Annotated in this window: 25 protein-coding genes; 20 read left to right on the top strand and 5 right to left on the bottom strand. The window is 66.5% G+C overall.

Annotated elements, in window-relative coordinates; all coding sequences use genetic code 11:
• From BN948_RS26275 to BN948_RS19055, 13 genes are all read left to right on the top strand, one after another.
• A partial coding sequence (locus BN948_RS26275) for an EF-Tu C-terminal domain-related protein (RefSeq protein WP_004557332.1) occupies window positions 1–79 on the top strand: 79 nt, incomplete at its 5' end.
• Between the two features lie 11 nt (window positions 80–90).
• Window positions 91–408, top strand: coding sequence for a 30S ribosomal protein S10 (gene rpsJ / locus BN948_RS19110; RefSeq protein ID WP_009519306.1), 318 nt, complete (start codon window positions 91–93; stop codon window positions 406–408).
• Window positions 409–601: 193 nt separating this feature from the next.
• Window positions 602–1276, top strand: a complete 675-nt coding sequence (gene rplC / locus BN948_RS19105) for a 50S ribosomal protein L3 (protein WP_009519305.1) — start codon at window positions 602–604, stop codon at window positions 1274–1276.
• Complete coding sequence (gene rplD, locus BN948_RS19100) at window positions 1276–1899, top strand: 50S ribosomal protein L4 (protein ID WP_009519304.1); 624 nt, start codon at window positions 1276–1278, stop codon at window positions 1897–1899. The genes rplC and rplD overlap by 1 nt, the downstream gene beginning before the upstream one ends.
• Window positions 1896–2210: a 50S ribosomal protein L23 gene (gene rplW / locus BN948_RS19095; RefSeq protein WP_009519303.1), complete on the top strand. Its 315-nt coding sequence runs from the start codon at window positions 1896–1898 to the stop codon at window positions 2208–2210. Before rplD ends, rplW begins: the two co-directional genes overlap by 4 nt.
• Before the next feature lie 2 nt (window positions 2211–2212).
• Window positions 2213–3037 carry a 50S ribosomal protein L2 gene (gene rplB, locus BN948_RS19090; RefSeq protein ID WP_009519302.1) on the top strand — a complete coding sequence of 275 codons (825 nt, stop codon included), beginning with the start codon at window positions 2213–2215 and terminating at the stop codon, window positions 3035–3037.
• 12 nt (window positions 3038–3049) lie between these two features.
• Window positions 3050–3325 carry a 30S ribosomal protein S19 gene (gene rpsS, locus BN948_RS19085; protein WP_009519301.1) on the top strand — a complete coding sequence of 92 codons (276 nt, stop codon included), beginning with the start codon at window positions 3050–3052 and terminating at the stop codon, window positions 3323–3325.
• A 9-nt stretch (window positions 3326–3334) separates the two neighbouring features.
• Entirely contained in the window at window positions 3335–3670 is a 336-nt protein-coding gene (gene rplV / locus BN948_RS19080; protein ID WP_009519300.1) for a 50S ribosomal protein L22, read from the top strand.
• Between the two features lie 13 nt (window positions 3671–3683).
• Window positions 3684–4562: a 30S ribosomal protein S3 gene (gene rpsC, locus BN948_RS19075; RefSeq protein WP_009519299.1), complete on the top strand. Its 879-nt coding sequence runs from the start codon at window positions 3684–3686 to the stop codon at window positions 4560–4562.
• Window positions 4563–4564: 2 nt separating this feature from the next.
• Entirely contained in the window at window positions 4565–4981 is a 417-nt protein-coding gene (gene rplP / locus BN948_RS19070; RefSeq protein WP_009519298.1) for a 50S ribosomal protein L16, read from the top strand.
• Between the two features lie 16 nt (window positions 4982–4997).
• A complete protein-coding gene (gene rpmC / locus BN948_RS19065) occupies window positions 4998–5198 on the top strand; it encodes a 50S ribosomal protein L29 (RefSeq protein WP_009519297.1) in 201 nt (66 codons plus the stop codon).
• Window positions 5199–5208: 10 nt separating this feature from the next.
• Window positions 5209–5478 (top strand): 30S ribosomal protein S17, encoded by a 270-nt coding sequence (gene rpsQ / locus BN948_RS19060; protein ID WP_009519296.1) that lies wholly within the window; start codon window positions 5209–5211, stop codon window positions 5476–5478.
• Window positions 5479–5574: 96 nt separating this feature from the next.
• Window positions 5575–6084, top strand: a complete 510-nt coding sequence (locus BN948_RS19055) for a peroxiredoxin (protein WP_009519295.1) — start codon at window positions 5575–5577, stop codon at window positions 6082–6084.
• A 1-nt stretch (window position 6085) separates the two neighbouring features.
• On the opposite strand, the gene BN948_RS19050 is transcribed toward BN948_RS19055, so the two are convergent.
• Both BN948_RS19050 and BN948_RS19045 read right to left on the bottom strand, forming a co-directional pair.
• A complete protein-coding gene (locus BN948_RS19050) occupies window positions 6086–6583 on the bottom strand; it encodes a GNAT family N-acetyltransferase (RefSeq protein WP_009519294.1) in 498 nt (165 codons plus the stop codon).
• A gap of 90 nt (window positions 6584–6673) precedes the next feature.
• Window positions 6674–7342 carry a cytochrome b/b6 domain-containing protein gene (locus tag BN948_RS19045; protein ID WP_009519293.1) on the bottom strand — a complete coding sequence of 223 codons (669 nt, stop codon included), beginning with the start codon at window positions 7340–7342 and terminating at the stop codon, window positions 6674–6676.
• A 136-nt stretch (window positions 7343–7478) separates the two neighbouring features.
• Between BN948_RS19045 and BN948_RS19040 the strand changes: the two genes are divergently transcribed.
• Window positions 7479–7931 (top strand): c-type cytochrome, encoded by a 453-nt coding sequence (locus BN948_RS19040; protein WP_009519292.1) that lies wholly within the window; start codon window positions 7479–7481, stop codon window positions 7929–7931.
• 70 nt (window positions 7932–8001) lie between these two features.
• Here the strand turns inward: BN948_RS19040 and BN948_RS19035 are convergent, their stop codons facing one another.
• Window positions 8002–8529, bottom strand: coding sequence for a TlpA family protein disulfide reductase (locus BN948_RS19035; protein ID WP_236953898.1), 528 nt, complete (start codon window positions 8527–8529; stop codon window positions 8002–8004).
• A gap of 55 nt (window positions 8530–8584) precedes the next feature.
• Between BN948_RS19035 and BN948_RS19030 the strand changes: the two genes are divergently transcribed.
• A complete protein-coding gene (locus BN948_RS19030) occupies window positions 8585–9289 on the top strand; it encodes a DUF4197 domain-containing protein (protein ID WP_009519290.1) in 705 nt (234 codons plus the stop codon).
• A gap of 7 nt (window positions 9290–9296) precedes the next feature.
• Here BN948_RS19030 and BN948_RS19025 read toward each other — a convergent pair whose 3' ends face one another.
• Window positions 9297–9701 (bottom strand): thioredoxin family protein, encoded by a 405-nt coding sequence (locus BN948_RS19025; RefSeq protein ID WP_009519289.1) that lies wholly within the window; start codon window positions 9699–9701, stop codon window positions 9297–9299.
• A gap of 6 nt (window positions 9702–9707) precedes the next feature.
• The gene (locus BN948_RS19020) at window positions 9708–10973 is read right to left on the bottom strand and encodes a CaiB/BaiF CoA transferase family protein (protein WP_009519288.1); all 1266 of its coding nucleotides are present in this window, start codon (window positions 10971–10973) and stop codon (window positions 9708–9710) included.
• A 68-nt stretch (window positions 10974–11041) separates the two neighbouring features.
• Here BN948_RS19020 and BN948_RS19015 point away from each other — a divergent pair, with 68 nt between their 5' ends.
• The 5 genes from BN948_RS19015 to ptsP all read left to right on the top strand — a co-directional run bounded on the left by BN948_RS19015 (window position 11042) and on the right by ptsP (window position 15376).
• On the top strand, window positions 11042–11575 hold the full coding sequence (locus BN948_RS19015; RefSeq protein ID WP_009519287.1) for a hypothetical protein: 534 nt from the start codon (window positions 11042–11044) through the stop codon (window positions 11573–11575).
• Window positions 11572–12840, top strand: a complete 1269-nt coding sequence (locus BN948_RS19010) for an MFS transporter (protein ID WP_009519286.1) — start codon at window positions 11572–11574, stop codon at window positions 12838–12840. Before BN948_RS19015 ends, BN948_RS19010 begins: the two co-directional genes overlap by 4 nt.
• Window positions 12837–13283 (top strand): PTS sugar transporter subunit IIA, encoded by a 447-nt coding sequence (locus tag BN948_RS19005; protein ID WP_009519285.1) that lies wholly within the window; start codon window positions 12837–12839, stop codon window positions 13281–13283. Before BN948_RS19010 ends, BN948_RS19005 begins: the two co-directional genes overlap by 4 nt.
• Window positions 13252–13521: an HPr family phosphocarrier protein gene (locus BN948_RS19000; protein WP_009519284.1), complete on the top strand. Its 270-nt coding sequence runs from the start codon at window positions 13252–13254 to the stop codon at window positions 13519–13521. Before BN948_RS19005 ends, BN948_RS19000 begins: the two co-directional genes overlap by 32 nt.
• A gap of 109 nt (window positions 13522–13630) precedes the next feature.
• Entirely contained in the window at window positions 13631–15376 is a 1746-nt protein-coding gene (ptsP, locus tag BN948_RS18995) for a phosphoenolpyruvate--protein phosphotransferase (protein ID WP_009519283.1), read from the top strand.
• The last annotated feature ends 1 nt before the right edge of the window (window position 15377 follow it).

Here is a 15377-nt window from a genome sequence, read left to right as displayed (position 1 = left end):
GGAAGAAGGTCTGCGCTTCGCCATCCGCGAGGGCGGTCGCACCGTCGGCGCCGGCGTCGTGGCCAAAATCATCGAGTAAGGAGCGGTTTCATGGCTGCTACCAAACAAAAAATCCGGATTCGCCTCAAGGCGTTCGACTACAAGCTGATCGACACCTCGGCCGCCGAGATCGTCGAAACCGCCAAGCGCACCGGTGCCATCGTCAAGGGCCCCGTGCCTTTGCCGACGCGCATGAAGCGGTTTGACATCCTGCGCTCGCCGCACGTGAACAAGACCAGCCGCGACCAGCTCGAGATTCGCACCCATCAGCGCCTGATGGACATCGTGGACCCGACCGACAAGACGGTGGACGCGCTGATGAAACTTGACCTGCCTGCCGGCGTGGACGTGGAGATCAAGCTGCAGTAATTTGCTGCTGATCTGTTTGTCGGGCTTTCGCCCGGCGGACTTGCACAAAGAGAGCCCGCTGGCTATACTGGCGGGCTTTCCGGCTTGCGGGCCGGAGATTTCGTGGCGGCACCTAAGTGTGGGCCATTCAAGCGCGGTTCTCGGGCCGCGCGCCATCAGCCCCGGCCAATTGAAGTCGGGAACGGAGAAAACAATGAGTCTGAGCAACTCCCTCGGGTTGTTGGGCCGCAAGGTGGGCATGATGCGCCTGTTCACCGATGACGGGGACGCAGTGCCTGTCACGGTGGTCGACGTGTCAAACAACCGCGTCACCCAGGTCAAAACCCAGGCCAACGATGGCTACGACGCGCTGCAGGTCACGTTCGGTAAGCGCCGTGCCTCACGCGTCATCAAGCCCATTGCGGGCCACCTCGCCAAGGCGGGTGTCGAAGCCGGCGAGATCATCCTCGAGTTCCGCGTGACCGCCGAGGTCGCCGCCGAGTACAAGCCGGGCGACGTCGTCGACGTCAAGAAGCTGTTCTCGCAAGGCCAGAAGGTCGACGTGCAGGGCACCTCGATCGGCAAAGGCTTTGCCGGCACCATCAAGCGCCACAACTTCAGCTCGCAGCGCGCGTCGCACGGCAACAGCCGTTCGCATAACGTGCCGGGTTCAATTTCCATGGCGCAAGACCCGGGCCGCGTGTTCCCGGGCAAAAAGATGACGGGCCACCTGGGCGACGTCACCAAGACTATTCAGAACCTCGACATCGTGCGCATCGACGAAGCCCGTCAGCTGCTGCTGATTCGTGGCGCCGTGCCCGGTGCCAAGGGCGGTTTCGTCACCGTGCGTCCCGCCGTCAAGGCCAGCGCCGCCAAAGGAGCGAACTGATGCAAGTCGAACTCCTCAACGACCAAGGTCAGGCCGCGTCCAAGCTGGACGTGCCCGAGACCGTGTTTGGCCGTGACTACAACGAAGCCCTGATCCACCAACTCGTGGTGGCGTATCAGGCCAATGCCCGTCAAGGAACGCGTGCGCAAAAAGACCGCCAGATGGTCAAGCACTCGACCAAGAAGCCGTTCAAGCAGAAGGGCACTGGCCGTGCACGCGCCGGTATGACGTCCTCGCCGCTGTGGCGCGGGGGCGGTCGCATCTTCCCGAATAGCCCGGACGAGAACTTCACCCAGAAGATCAACAAGAAGATGTACCGCGCCGGTATGGCGTCCATCTTCTCGCAACTCGTGCGTGAAGGCCGCCTGTCCGTGGTTGAGTCGATCAAGGTCGACTCGCCCAAGACCAAGCAGCTGGCCGACAAGTTCAAGGCCATGAACTTGAAGTCGTCGGTCCTCGTGATCGCGGACGAGGTTGATGAGAACCTGTACCTGGCCTCGCGCAACCTGGTCAACGTTCTGGTGGTGGAGCCCCGTTACGCCGACCCGCTGTCGCTGGTGCACTACAAGCAAGTGATCGTCACCAAAGCGGCGATTGACCAGCTCAAGGAGATGTTCGCATGAGCACCGCCCAATACGACGAAGGTCGCCTGATGCAGGTCCTCGTGGCACCGATCGTGTCCGAGAAGGCCACGCAGGCCGCTGAACAATCCAACGCCGTGCTCTTCAAGGTCCTGCGCGACGCCACCAAACCCGAGATCAAAGCCGCTGTCGAACTGATGTTCAAGGTGCAGGTCAAGGGTGTGTCGGTCGTGAACCAAAAGGGCAAGACCAAGCGCTTCGGCAAGACCGTTGGCCGCCGCGACCACGTGCGCAAAGCCTACGTTACGCTGATGCCCGGTCAGGAACTCAACTTCGGTGGGGAGGCCGCGTAATCATGGCTGTCATCAAGATGAAACCGACTTCGCCAGGCCGTCGCGGCATGGTGAAGGTCACGCGCGATCACCTGCACAAGGGGGATGGCTACGCGCCGTTGCTGGAGCCCCAGTTCCAGAAGGCTGGCCGCAACAACAACGGCCACATCACGACGCGCCACAAGGGCGGTGGTGCCAAGCACCACTATCGCGTAGTCGACTTCCGCCGCAACAAGGACAACATTCCGGCAAAGGTCGAGCGAATCGAGTACGACCCGAACCGCACCGCACATATTGCGCTGCTGTGCTACGCCGATGGCGAGCGCCGCTACATCATTGCACCGCGCGGCGTCGAGGTGGGCGCCACGTTGTTGTCGGGCTCGGAGTCGCCGATCCGCGTGGGCAACACCTTGCCGATCCGCAACATCCCTGTGGGTTCGACCATCCACTGCATCGAGCTGCAGGTTGGCAAGGGTGCGCAGATCGCGCGCTCGGCCGGTGCCTCCGCCGTGCTGCTAGCCCGTGAAGGCATCTACGCCCAGGTGCGCATGCGCTCTGGCGAAGTGCGCAAGATCCACGTGGATTGTCGCGCCACCATCGGCGAGGTGTCCAACACCGAGCACAGCCTGCGCCAGATCGGCAAGGCCGGTGCCGTGCGCCACATGGGCATTCGCCCGACCGTGCGTGGTACCGCGATGAACCCGATCGACCACCCGCACGGTGGTGGTGAAGGCAAGACCGGCGAAGGCCGCGCTCCGGTGGATCCGTGGGGCAACCTGACCAAGGGTTACCGCACCCGCAACAACCGCCGCACGCAGTCGATGATCGTCTCGCGTCGCAAGAAGTAAGGGGCTGACCAAATGTCTCGTTCGCTCAAAAAAGGTCCCTTCGTGGACCATCACCTGATGGCCAAGGTCGAGAAGGCCCAGGCCAATAAGGACAAGAAGCCGGTCAAAACCTGGTCGCGCCGCTCGATGATCCTGCCCGAGTTCATCGGTCTGACGATTGCCGTGCACAACGGCAAGCAGCACGTGCCCGTGTACATCACCGACCAGATGGTCGGTCACAAGCTCGGCGAGTTCTCCCTGACCCGCACGTTCAAGGGTCACCCGGGCGACAAGAAAGCCAAGAAGTAAGGAACCACCATGAGTACGGAAACCCGCTCTGTCGTCCGTGGCGTGCGCCTGTCGGTGGACAAAGGCCGCCTCGTGGCCGACCTGATTCGTGGCAAGAAGGTCGATCAGGCCCTCAACATCCTGACCTTCACCCAGAAGAAGGCCGCCGGCATCGTGAAGAAGGCCCTGGAGTCCGCCATCGCCAACGCCGAGCACAACGACGGCGCCGACATCGATGAGCTGCGCGTCAAGACGATCTACGTCGAGCAAGGCACGACGCTGAAACGGTTTGAGGCGCGCGCCAAGGGCCGCGGCAACCGCATCAGCAAACCCACGTGTCACATCTACGTGACGGTCGGCAACTGAGAGGCACAGGAACATGGGACAAAAAATCAACCCGACCGGCTTCCGCCTGGCCGTCTCGCGCAACTGGGCCAGCCGTTGGTACGCCAGCAACCGCGACTTCGCCGGCATGCTGGCCGAAGACATCAAGGTGCGTGAGTACCTGAAGGCCAAGCTCAAGAACGCCGCCGTCTCGCGCGTGGTCATCGAGCGCCCCGCCAAAAACGCTCGCATCACCATCTACTCGGCACGTCCGGGCGTGGTGATCGGCAAGAAGGGCGAGGACATCGAGAAGCTGAAGAAAGAGCTGGCCGCCAAGCTGGGCGTGCCAGTGGCCGTCAACATCGAAGAGGTGCGCAAGCCCGAGATCGATGCCAAGCTGATCGCCGACTCGATTACCCAGCAGCTCGAGAAGCGCATCATGTTCCGCCGCGCAATGAAGCGCGCGATGCAGAACGCCATGCGCCTGGGTGCTCAGGGCATCAAGATCATGAGCGCCGGTCGTCTGAACGGCATCGAGATCGCCCGCACCGAGTGGTACCGCGAAGGTCGCGTGCCCCTGCACACCCTGCGCGCCGACATCGACTACGGCACCTCCGAAGCCAAGACGACTTATGGCGTCATCGGCGTGAAGGTGTGGGTCTACAAGGGCGACACCCTGGGTCGCAACGACGCCCCGGTGGTGACCGAGCCGCGCCCAGAAGAAGAGCGCCGCCCGCGTGGCCCGCGCCGTGAGCGCAGCGAGCGTCCGGCCGGCCCGACCGCCCGAGCCGCCGTGCGCCGTGGCACCAACACCGCTCCGGCCGATGGCAGCGACAAGCCTGCCGAAGCCACGGGTGGTGATTCCAAACCCGCCGTTAAGCGCGTACGCAAAGACGCACCCGCACCTGCAGCTGCGGACGGCAAAGGAGAATAAACATGTTGCAACCCGCTCGCCGCAAGTACCGCAAGGAGCAGAAGGGCCGTAACACCGGCGTCGCCACCAGCGGCGCCACGGTCGCCTTCGGCGACTTCGGCCTGAAGTCCACCGACCGCGGTCGCCTAACGGCCCGTCAGATCGAGGCCGCGCGCCGCGCGATCTCCCGTCACGTCAAGCGTGGTGGCCGGATCTGGATTCGCGTGTTCCCGGACAAGCCGATCTCGCAAAAACCCGCCGAGGTCCGTATGGGCAACGGCAAAGGCTCGGTCGAATACTACGTGGCCGAAATTCAGCCCGGCAAGGTGCTGTACGAGATCGTGGGCGTGCCCGAGCAGCTCGCTCGCGAAGCCTTCGCCCTGGCCGCCGCCAAACTTCCCCTGCGCACCACGTTCGTGACGCGCATGCTGGGTCAGTGATTCAGGAGAACATGCAATGAAATCTGCTGAACTGCGCCAGAAGGATGTGGCCGGCCTGGAAGCCGAGATCAAGTCACTGCAGAAGGCCCATTTCGGTCTTCGCATGCAGAAGGCCACGCAACAACTCAACAACACCGCCACGCTGGGCGACACCCGCCGTGCCATTGCTCGCGCCAAGACCATCCTGGCCGAGAAGCAGCGCGAAGCCGCCAAGTAAGGAGCCAAGCATGACCGAAGCCAAACCCGCATTGAAGCGCACCCTGGTCGGCAAGGTGGTGAGCGACAAACGCACCAAGACCGTGACGGTCCTTGTGGAGCGTCGCGTGAAGCACCCTATCTACGACAAGATCGTGATCAAGTCCAGCAAGTATCACGCCCACGACGAAAACGGCGAGTACAAGCTGGGTGACCTGATCGAGATCACGGAGAGCCGCCCGATCTCGAAGACCAAGAACTGGGTGGCCAGCCGCTTGGTGCAGAAAGCCGCCATCGTCTGAGTCTCATTCCAGACTCTGCGCTGCGCGCATCAAAAAAGCGACCGACAATCCGGTCGCTTTTTTTGTTTTCAGCCCTCAACCAAACAAGGAGAAACCATGATCAAGGTCGGAGACAAACTGCCCGCTGGCACGCTGATGGAATACAGCGAAGTCGAGGGCAATGGCTGCAGCATCGGCCCGAACCCGGTGGACGTGCAGAAGGCCGCCGCAGGCAAGACGATCGCTATCTTCGCGCTGCCGGGCGCCTTCACGCCCACATGTTCGGCCAAGCACGTGCCGGGCTTCGTGCAGCAGGCGGCCGACTTCTCAGCCGCCGGTGTGGACGAGATCTGGTGCATCAGCGTGAACGACGCCTTCGTGATGGGTGCCTGGGCACGCGACCAGAAAACCAATGGACTGGTGCGCATGCTGGGCGACGGCAGCGCCGACTACACCAAGGCGACGGGCCTGACCCTGGACCTTACCGGGCGGGGCATGGGCCTGCGCAGCAACCGCTACTCCATGCTGGTCAAGGACGGTGTGGTCAAGACGCTCAACGTCGAAGCCCCAGGCAAGTTCGAGGTGAGCGACGCCGGCACGTTGCTGGCGCAGGCGAAGGCCGCCTGAATCAGAGGCTGACCTTCAGGTAGTGCGCCCCCGGCAGGGGGTTGTGGTAGTAAGGCGCGATCTCGACAAAGCCGGTTTCCTGGTAGAGGGCGCGCGCCGCCTCCATGTCCGACAGGGTGTCGAGCAGCATGGTGGCGTAGCCCCCCATCTGGCCCAGCACCAGCAGGCGGTCGACCAGCAGCCGCCCCAGCCCGAAGCCGCGAAACGCGGGGCGCACGAACAGCCGTTTCATTTCGCAGGCGTCGGGGTGATCGACGTTGGGCAGGGGGCGCAGGGCGCAGCAGCCTGCGGGCGCGCCATCCACCAGCGCCAGCAGCAGGGCGCCCGCGGGCGGCGCATAGTCACCGGGCAGATGCTGCAACTCCTCCTGGAAGCCCTGAAAGCACAGGTCCACGTCGAGCGAGGCCTGATAGTCCAGGAAGAGTTCGCGCACTGCCTGGATGTCGTCGGGGGTTTCGGCCAACCGCAGTTCGATGGCGGCTGAAGGCGTCTCTGGCATCGGTTCAATGGGCGACACGCAGGCCGCCGGGGAAGGGCGAAACGGCAATATAAGGCAATCCGCCGGTCCTGGCCTTCACCCACCCATGTCTCAGAACGCGTAGCCGACGCTGACCAGCCAGCCTACAAAAACCGCGCACACCCCCAGCAGGGCCGCGGCCATGATGCGGTCCCAAAGGCCGTCGCTCGAGGGGGCGACCGGCGAGAATAGGTGTTTGTTGCCCAGCACCATGGGCTTGGTCAGCGATTGGCGCCTGACAGCGCGGTACCAGACGATAGCCAGCAGGTGTAGCGCGACGAGGCCGATCACCAGGTATTGACCGATGTCCTTGTGAAAGCCGGTGGCGGCTAACACGGTGTCGCCGGAGACGAAACGCGCCAGCGGCCCGAAGGTCGCGATCTCGTCGTCGCTCATCAGGCCGGTGCCTACCTGGGTGGCCAAGGCCAGCAGCAGTGCGAACACCGACAGCGCGCCCAGCGGCGTGTGACCCGCGGTGTGTTCCAGCGGTGCCTGTCCGCGCAGATAGTCCATCAGTGAGCGCGGCGAGTAGATGAAGCTGGCGAAGCGCGACCAGCGTCCGCCCAGGAAGCCCCACAAGAGGCGGAACAGCAGCAGCGTCAGCACAGCATAGCCCAAGCGCAAGTGCCACTCCATCCAGACGCCGCCAACCGTGCCGGTGGCGATGAGTCCTCCAACGCACAGGACGAGCAGCCAGTGGAAGAGGCGGGTGGGGAGGTCCCAGATGCGGATGACGTACATGTTGATGAGGTGTTGATGACGGGTCAGCCAATGGATCGGGAATCGGGCTCTCCGTTCATCGGAACTTTAGCCGTCATGGCAAGCTCAGCGAGCGTCGATCCCACGAATCGACGCTCAACATCCCATAGGAGTTTTAATGCAGAAGATCGCTCCGCTCGTTCTGGCCTTGGCCGCCGTCGCCGTGTCCGCTCCGGCCACGGCCCAGTTTCAACGGCCCGATGACGCCATCAAGTACCGCAAGGCATCCTTCACGGTGCTGGCCACCCACTTCAGCCGTGTGGGCGCCATGGCCAATGGCCGCATGCCTTTCGACGCCAAGGTGGCGGCCGAGAGTGCCGGTATTGCGGAAGCGATGAGCAAGTTGCCCTGGGAAGCCTTCGGCCCCGGCACTGACAAGGGCGACTCGCGGGCCGAGCCGGAGGTCTGGACCGAGCAGGCGAAGTTCAAGGCGGCCAGCGAGAAGATGATGACCGAGGTGGCGAAGCTGAACGCGGCGGCCAAGACCGGCAATCTGGACCAGATCAAGGCGGCCTTTGGCGCCGCCGGTGCCAGTTGCAAGGCCTGCCACGACGACTTCCGCAAGAACTGAGCGCGGCGCCTGCCGCCCCGAAAGACAAAGGCCGGGTGATCCCGGCCTTTGTCTTTCCTGCGCCGCGTGGTCAAGCCGCCAGCAGTTCTTCAATCAACTGGTGCAGCGCGCCCATCTCGGGCTCGCCCACGTAGCGCTTGACGATGCGCCCTTGCTTGTCGAGCAGGTAGGTGGTGGGCGTGAGCTTCACGTCGCCCCAGGCCTTGGCGATGTCGCCAGTGTTGTCGATCGCCACCTTGAACGGCAACTGGCGCGACTGCGCGAAGTTCAGCACCCAGGCCGGCGGGTCGTAACTCATGGCCACGGCGACCGTGTCGTAGCCGCGCGGCGCGTACTTCAGGTGCGTGTCCACGAGCGCGGGCATTTCCTTCACGCAGGTCACGCAGGTGGTGGCCCAGAAGTTCACCAGAGTCACCTTGCCGCGCAATCCAGCGGTGGTGGCCTTGCTGCCGTCGAGCAGCACGAAGGTGGATTCGGGCGCGGCCTCGCGCCCGGCGCAGCCGCTCAGGCCCAGCGCGCCCGCGGCGCCCAGCGCCAAGCCCGTTCCCAGCACCCGACGGCGGTTCGGGCCGCGCGCCAATGTCATCGTGTTTGTCATTTCCTGCTTCACCATCTACAGTGCCCGCCTCGCATCCACGTTAGGGAGCACCCACATGCAGCGCCGCCAGTTTCATCACCTGTCCCTGGGCAGCCTGGGATTGCTGATTGTCGCCGCCCAGCGCCAAGCCTGGGCCTTGTCCCTGTCCGACCTGTCGAACAAGGACGCCACCGCCGGCATCCGCACCGCACTCGAGAAGGGCGCGCTGGCCGCGGTGGCCTTGCTGGGCAAGACCGATGGATTCCTGGGCAACCCGAAAGTTCGGATTCCCCTGCCCGGTTACCTGGAGGACGCCGCCAAGCTGCTCAACTTCGCGGGCCAGGGCAAGCGGGTGGACGAGCTCATCACCGGCATGAACCGCGCAGCGGAGCAGGCCGTGCCCATGGGCAAGGACCTGCTGGTCAACGCCGTCAAGTCCATGAGCGTGACCGACGCCAAGAACATCCTGTCAGGTGGCGACGATTCCGTCACCCGCTTCTTCGCCGACAAGACCCGCGTGCCGCTGGGCGAGAAATTCCTGCCCGTGGTGACGCGCACCACGGAGAAGGTGGGGCTGGCGCGCAGCTACAACCGCGTGGCCGAGAAAGCCTCGGGCTTCGGACTGGTGAAGAAGGAGGACGCCAACATCGAGCGTTACGTCACTGGCAAGTCGCTCGACGGTCTCTACACCATCATCGGCGACGAGGAGCGCAAGATCCGCCAGGACCCCGTGGGCACGGGCAGCGCCATCCTGAAGAAGGTGTTTGGCTCGATGAAGTGAGCGAACGCTACTTCTTCAGCTTGCTCCTGGCAGTGTCCAGCCGGTCATCCAGGTAGCTGCCGTAGAAGTCGGTCGAGGTCACGCCCTCCAGCCGCTCGGCCAGTTCGCGTCCGTCGGGGCCAAAGAAGAACACCGTCGGGGTCAGGCGCACCTTCCACTCGTCCACCAGCGTGGCGGGCGTGGTGGTGCGACCGGCGAAGTCCTGGATGGGGGTGGTCTTGTCCTGGAAGTCGATCTGCACGGCGATCAGCCGGCCCTCGCGCATGAGCGGGTGCAGGTAGCTGTTGCGCACCAACTCGCAATAGACGCAGCCGCGCAGCGTGACCATCACGACCAGGGGCTCGCCACGAGCGGCCGTGGCATCGGCCGCCGCGCGCAGGGATTTCGGGGTGGGCAGGGGTTGGTAGGCCATGTCGGGTCAGATCGCGCCGCTGGCGCGAAGTTGCGCGAGCCGCGCGGCGTCGGCGCCCAGCCACTCGGCCAGCACCTCGTCGGTGTGTTCGCCCATCAGGGGCGGGGGGCGGTCGTTGCGCACGGGGGTGGCGCTCATCTTGATGGGGCTGGCCACGAGGTCCACCGCGTCGGCCAGCGGGTGCGCCCAGGTGTGGACCATGCCGCGCGCGCGCACCTGCGGGTCGGCGAAGACCTCGGCCAGGTCGTTGATGGGACCGCAGGGCACCTTGGCGGCTTCCAGCGCGGCCAGCCAGTCGGCCTTGCCGCGCGCCTTCATCACGGCCTCCAGCATCGGCACCAGCACGGCGCGGTGGCGCACCCGGCTCTGGTTGCGTGCGAAGCGCTCGTCGCGGGCCAGTTCGGGTCGGCCCGCGACCTCGCAGAACTTGGCGAACTGGCCGTCGTTGCCCACGGCCAGAATGATGTGTTGCGCATGGCCGTCCGCGTCGGGCGCGACCTCGAACACCTGGTAGGGCACGATATTGGCGTGCGCGTTGCCCGCGCGGCCCGGCACCTTGCCGTCCTCACGGCCGCGCACCAGGTAGTTCGCGCCCAGGTTGGCCAGCATCGCCACCTGGGTGTCCAGCAAGGCCATGTCGATGTGCTGGCCCTCGCCGGTGCGCTCGGCATGGCGCAGCGCGGCCTGGATGGCCACCGTCGAATACAGCCCCGTGAACAGGTCGGCCACCGCCACGCCCACCTTCTGCGGGCCGCCGCCGGGCAGGTCGTCGCGCTCGCCGGTGAGGCTCATCAGGCCGCCCATGCCCTGCACCGCGTAGTCGTAGCCCGCGCGGTCCTTGTAGGGGCCCGTCTGGCCAAAACCGGTGATGGAGCAATAGACCAGGCGCGGGTTGATCGCGCGCAGCGCAGCGAAGTCCAGCCCGTAGCGCGCCATGTCGCCCACCTTGTAGTTCTCCACGAACACGTCGGCCTTGGCGGCCAACTCGCGGATCAGCGCCTGGCCTTCGGGCAGTGACAGGTCACAGGTGATGGAGCGCTTGTTGCGGTTGGCGCCCAGGTAGTAGGCCGCCTCGGCGGTGTCCTGGCCGTCGCGCCCGCGCAGGAAGGGAGGGCCCCAGCCACGCGTGTCGTCGCCGCCAGGGTGGTTCGGCCCGCGCGGGCGCTCCACCTTCACCACGTCGGCGCCCAGGTCGGCCAGCGTCTGGGTGCACCAGGGGCCGGCGAGCACCCGGGAGCAGTCGAGGATGCGGATACCATCCAGTGCATTCATCCGTGCATTGTGCGCGACACGATCGCGCCTCCGGTGTCGCCCAGGCGTGGTGGCGCCCTTCCTGCCCCATGACCCGAACCAGACGACTCGCCGGCGCCCTGGCCGCGCTGCTGCTCTTCGCCGCCTGCTCGCCCACCTTCAACTGGCGCACCGTGCGCGCCGACGGCGCGCCGGTGCAGGCACTCATGCCCTGCAAGCCCGACCGAGCCGAACGCGAGGTGCCGCTGGGTGGCCTGAACGCCACGCTGCACATGCTGAGCTGCGATACCGGCGGCCTGACCTTCGCCGTGGCTTGGCTCGACGCCGGCGACGCCGCTCGCGCCGCGCTCGCGCTCGACGCCTGGCGCCGTGCCACGCTGGTGGCCGTGCACGCCGACCCTGCCTTGGCCGACGACCCCGCCGCGCAATGGCCCGCCGCCGTGCCTGGCACCGATCGCGCCCTGGGCCTGCAGGCTGGCGGACGCGATCCCCGCGGCGAGCCTGTCACCGTGCGCGCGCTGCACGCCGCGCAGGGCGGCCGCCTCGTGCACGCGGCCATCTACGGCCGCGCCATCGACCCCGAGCTTGCCTCGACTTTTTTCGACGGGTTGCGGTTGCCATGAACGCTTCCACCGACAACGGCCTGCTCAGCCCGCGCCTGGCGGTGGCGGTCTTCCTCGTCTTCGCCGGCACTTACTTCCTGTCGGCCCTGGTGCGCGCCATCGCGGCCACGCTCTCGCCCACGCTCAGCGCAGAAATGTCGCTCACGCCCGGCGACCTCGGCCTGCTGGCGGGCGGCTACTTCTTCGGCTTTGCGCTCACGCAGTTGCCCATGGGCCGCTGGCTCGACCACCACGGACCCAAGCGCGTCGTGCTGGCTTTCCTCGCCATGGCCGTCGCGGGCTGCGTGGCCTTCGCGCTGGCGGGCAGTTTCGTCGGCCTGCTGGCCGCGCGCGTGCTCACCGGCATGGGGCTCAGCGCGTGCCTCATGGCGCCGCTCACCGGGTTTCGCCGCTGGTTGAGCCCGGCCGCGCAGTTGCGCGCCAACTCCTGGATGCTGATGACCGGCTCCATGGGCATGGTGGCCTCCACGTTGCCGGTGCAGTGGCTGCTCCCCGTGATCGGCTGGCGCGGCCTGTTCTGGGCGCTGGCCGCGCTGTTCGTGCTGGCGATTGCGGTGCTGGCCTGGTCGGTGCCGGCGTGGAAGCCCGCCGCGGGGGTGCCGGCTCCTGCTGCGGGCGGGCCCGATGCCGGCTATGCCCACATCTGGCGCCACCCCTACTTCCGCACCATGGTGCCGGTGGGTTTCATCAACTACGGCGGCATGGTCGCGGTGCAGGCGCTGTGGGCCGGGCCGTGGATGGTGAACGTGGCCGGCTACACGCCTGAACAGGCGGCCGCGGGTCTGTTCGCCATCAACCTGAGCATGCTGCTGGCCTTCTGGACCTGGGGCGTGGTGAACCCGCACCTGGCGCGCCGTGGCATCCGGCCCGAGTCCCTCATCGGCTGGGGCCTGCCCTTGAGTCTCGCCGTGATCGTTGCCATCGCCTGGCTCGGCCCGCGCGCGGGCTGGGGGCTGTGGGCGCTCTTCTGTGTCGGCTCCACCTTCGTCTCGCTGTCGCAGCCCGCCGTGGCGCTGGCGCTGCCGCCACAGGCCGCGGGCCGCGCGCTGTCGGCCTACAACCTGGTCATCTTCGGCGGTGTGTTCATGCTGCAGTGGGGCATCGGCCTGGCCATTGACGCGCTGAGCGTGTTCGGGTGGAGCGAGCCCGATCGCTACCGGGGCGCGGTGGGGCTTTTCGCGCTGTGCTGCGTGGGGGCCTACGCGGTCTTCTGGCGCGGCTGGCGCCGCATCGAGCGGGACCGCGCCGCTACACTGCGCGCATGAACGGCATTCTGCTGATCGCGCACGCGCCGCTGGCCTCTGCCCTGCGGCAATGCGTGCTGCACGTGTTCCCCGACGCGCAGGACGCGGTGGTGGCGCTGGACGTGCAGCCCAACGTGCCACCCGAGGAAACCCTGGCGCAGGCGCGTGCCCTCATGGCCCAGATGGCGAAACCGCAGACCCTGGTGGTCACCGACATGTTCGGCGCCACGCCGTGCAACGTGGCCCAGCGCCTGGTCGATGGCGTGCGCAGCAAGCTCGTCTGCGGCGTCAACCTGCCGATGCTGCTGCGCACCGTGAGCTACCGCCACGAGTCGCTCGACGCCCTGATCTCGCGCGCCATCATCGGCGCCACGCAGGGCGTGATGCAGGTTGCCGTCACCGCTCCGCAAAACCAGGCCCGACGATCCACGCATGATCAAGACCACCGCGACCATCAGCAATAAGCTGGGCCTGCACGCCCGCGCATCGGCCAAGCTCACCAAGCTGGCCGGCACCTTCCTCAGCGATGTGTGGATGTCGCGCGGCGGGCGGCGCGTCAATGCCAAGAGCATCATGGGCGTGATGATGCTGGCCGCCGGCATGGGCAGCGTGGTCGACATCGAGACCGACGGCAGCGACGAGCGCGCCGCGATGGACGCGCTGCTCGCTCTCATCAACGACAAGTTCGGCGAAGGCGAATGACGCCCCCGCGCTCCACCGCTTCGCGGGTCGCTGCCCCCCGAGGGGGCTGCTTCGCCTTGGGGCGGCCCGGCGGCGAAATGAAGCCCCCACGCGCCCGCGGAGCGCCAGCATGACCTTCTCCGTCCATGGTCTGGCCGTCTCCCGTGGCGTGGCCATCGGGCGGGCCGTGATCGTCGCCTCCAGCCGCGTGGACGTGGCGCACCGCCTGGTGGCGCCGCACGAGATCGAGAGCGAGATCGAGCGGCTGCGCCAGGCGCGCAAGGCGGTGGCCGAAGAGATCCTGCGCGTGCAGCAAGGACTGGTGGGCCTGGGACAGGTCGACGCCCACCCCGAGCTCGCCGCGCTGCTCGACGTGCACCTCATGCTGCTGCAGGACGAGCAACTCACGGACGGCGTGAAGCACTGGGTGAAGGATCGCCACTACAACGCCGAGTGGGCGCTGACCACGCAGCTCGAGGTCATCTCACGCCAGTTCGACGAGATGGAAGACCCCTACCTGCGCGAGCGCAAGGCCGACCTCGAGCAAGTGGTCGATCGCATGTTGCGCGCGATGCGTGGCCAGGCCGCGCCGATCGCCGCGCCCGCCGTCGCCGCCGAGCGGGCGAGCAAGGACGAGCCGCTGGTGTTGATCGCTCACGACCTGTCGCCAGCCGACATGCTGCAGTTCAAGCAGAGTGTGTTCGCCGGCTTTGTCACCGACGTGGGCGGCAAGACCAGCCACACCGCGATCGTGGCGCGCAGCATGGACATCCCCGCCGTGGTGGGCGCGCGCTCCGCCAGCCACCTCATCCGCCAGGACGACTGGGTGGTGATCGATGGCGACGCTGGCGTGGTGGTGGTCGACCCCTCGCCCATCGTGCTGGCCGAATACGGGTTCAAGCAACGCCAGGGTGAGATCGATCGCGAGAAACTCTCGCGTCTGAAGAACACGCCGGCTGTCACGCTCGACGGCCAGAAGATCGAGCTGCTGGCCAACATCGAACAGCCCGACGACGCCGCCGCCGCGCTCAAGGCCGGCGCCGCTGGCGTGGGTCTCTTCCGCAGCGAATTCCTGTTCATGGGCCGCAACGGCCAATTGCCCGACGAGGAGGAGCAATACCGGGCCTACCGCCGCGCCGTTGAAGGCATGCAAGGCCTGCCGGTCACCATCCGCACCGTGGACGTGGGGGCTGACAAGCCACTGGACCGCAGCGTGGCGCGCCTGGACGACCACCTCAACCCGGCCCTGGGTCTGCGCGCCATCCGCTGGAGCCTGGCGGACCCGGCGATGTTCCTCGCTCAACTGCGTGCCATCCTGCGCGCGGCCGCGCACGGGCCGGTGAACCTGCTCATCCCCATGCTCGCGCACGCGAGCGAAATCCGCCAGACCCTGGCCCTGGTGGACCGCGCGCGCGAACAGCTCGACGCGGCCGGCGTGCCGCACGGGCCGGTCAAGCTCGGCGCCATGATCGAAGTGCCGGCCGCTGCGCTCACCATTCCCCTGTTCCTGCGCCACTTCGACTTCCTGTCGATCGGCACCAACGACCTGATCCAGTACACCCTGGCCATCGACCGCGCCGACGAGGCCGTGTCGCACCTGTACGACCCCTTGCACCCCGCGGTGCTGCAACTGGTGGCCGCCACCATCGCGCAGGCGCGCGCCCAGGGCAAGGGCGTGAGCGTGTGCGGCGAGATGGCGGGCGACGTCACCATGACGCGCCTGCTGCTGGGCCTGGGCTTGCGCAGCTTCTCCATGCATCCCTCGCGCATCCTCGCGGTCAAGCAGCAGATTCTGCGCAGCGATACCGTCAAGCTCGCCGGTTGGGCGAAGACCGTGCTCGAAGCCGAGGACCCGGCCGCGCTGCTGGTGGACTGAC

This window comes from Hydrogenophaga intermedia (assembly GCF_000723405.1).
GTDB classification, from domain to species: domain Bacteria; phylum Pseudomonadota; class Gammaproteobacteria; order Burkholderiales; family Burkholderiaceae_C; genus Hydrogenophaga; species Hydrogenophaga intermedia.
Note: the sequence above shows the minus strand (reverse complement) of the source record. Positions and strands in the feature narration are given on the sequence as shown.

Excerpts from the sequence above, each read along its gene's own strand:
- BN948_RS19040 (WP_009519292.1), top strand. The coding sequence starts at position 7,479 with ATGCAGAAGATCGCTCCGCTCGTTCTGGCCTTGGCCGCCGTCGCCGTG.
- rplC (WP_009519305.1), top strand. The coding sequence starts at position 602 with ATGAGTCTGAGCAACTCCCTCGGGTTGTTGGGCCGCAAGGTGGGCATG.
- BN948_RS19045 (WP_009519293.1), bottom strand. The coding sequence starts at position 7,342 with ATGTACGTCATCCGCATCTGGGACCTCCCCACCCGCCTCTTCCACTGG.
- BN948_RS19035 (WP_236953898.1), bottom strand. The coding sequence starts at position 8,529 with ATGACAAACACGATGACATTGGCGCGCGGCCCGAACCGCCGTCGGGTG.
- ptsP (WP_009519283.1), top strand. The coding sequence starts at position 13,631 with ATGACCTTCTCCGTCCATGGTCTGGCCGTCTCCCGTGGCGTGGCCATC.
- rplB (WP_009519302.1), top strand. The coding sequence starts at position 2,213 with ATGGCTGTCATCAAGATGAAACCGACTTCGCCAGGCCGTCGCGGCATG.
- BN948_RS19020 (WP_009519288.1), bottom strand. The coding sequence starts at position 10,973 with ATGAATGCACTGGATGGTATCCGCATCCTCGACTGCTCCCGGGTGCTC.
- BN948_RS19025 (WP_009519289.1), bottom strand. The coding sequence starts at position 9,701 with ATGGCCTACCAACCCCTGCCCACCCCGAAATCCCTGCGCGCGGCGGCC.
- rpsQ (WP_009519296.1), top strand. The coding sequence starts at position 5,209 with ATGACCGAAGCCAAACCCGCATTGAAGCGCACCCTGGTCGGCAAGGTG.
- rplP (WP_009519298.1), top strand. The coding sequence starts at position 4,565 with ATGTTGCAACCCGCTCGCCGCAAGTACCGCAAGGAGCAGAAGGGCCGT.
- rplD (WP_009519304.1), top strand. The coding sequence starts at position 1,276 with ATGCAAGTCGAACTCCTCAACGACCAAGGTCAGGCCGCGTCCAAGCTG.
- BN948_RS19055 (WP_009519295.1), top strand. The coding sequence starts at position 5,575 with ATGATCAAGGTCGGAGACAAACTGCCCGCTGGCACGCTGATGGAATAC.
- rplW (WP_009519303.1), top strand. The coding sequence starts at position 1,896 with ATGAGCACCGCCCAATACGACGAAGGTCGCCTGATGCAGGTCCTCGTG.
- BN948_RS19015 (WP_009519287.1), top strand. The coding sequence starts at position 11,042 with ATGACCCGAACCAGACGACTCGCCGGCGCCCTGGCCGCGCTGCTGCTC.
- rpmC (WP_009519297.1), top strand. The coding sequence starts at position 4,998 with ATGAAATCTGCTGAACTGCGCCAGAAGGATGTGGCCGGCCTGGAAGCC.
- BN948_RS19010 (WP_009519286.1), top strand. The coding sequence starts at position 11,572 with ATGAACGCTTCCACCGACAACGGCCTGCTCAGCCCGCGCCTGGCGGTG.
- BN948_RS19030 (WP_009519290.1), top strand. The coding sequence starts at position 8,585 with ATGCAGCGCCGCCAGTTTCATCACCTGTCCCTGGGCAGCCTGGGATTG.
- BN948_RS19050 (WP_009519294.1), bottom strand. The coding sequence starts at position 6,583 with ATGCCAGAGACGCCTTCAGCCGCCATCGAACTGCGGTTGGCCGAAACC.
- rpsC (WP_009519299.1), top strand. The coding sequence starts at position 3,684 with ATGGGACAAAAAATCAACCCGACCGGCTTCCGCCTGGCCGTCTCGCGC.
- rpsJ (WP_009519306.1), top strand. The coding sequence starts at position 91 with ATGGCTGCTACCAAACAAAAAATCCGGATTCGCCTCAAGGCGTTCGAC.
- rpsS (WP_009519301.1), top strand. The coding sequence starts at position 3,050 with ATGTCTCGTTCGCTCAAAAAAGGTCCCTTCGTGGACCATCACCTGATG.
- BN948_RS19005 (WP_009519285.1), top strand. The coding sequence starts at position 12,837 with ATGAACGGCATTCTGCTGATCGCGCACGCGCCGCTGGCCTCTGCCCTG.
- BN948_RS19000 (WP_009519284.1), top strand. The coding sequence starts at position 13,252 with ATGATCAAGACCACCGCGACCATCAGCAATAAGCTGGGCCTGCACGCC.
- rplV (WP_009519300.1), top strand. The coding sequence starts at position 3,335 with ATGAGTACGGAAACCCGCTCTGTCGTCCGTGGCGTGCGCCTGTCGGTG.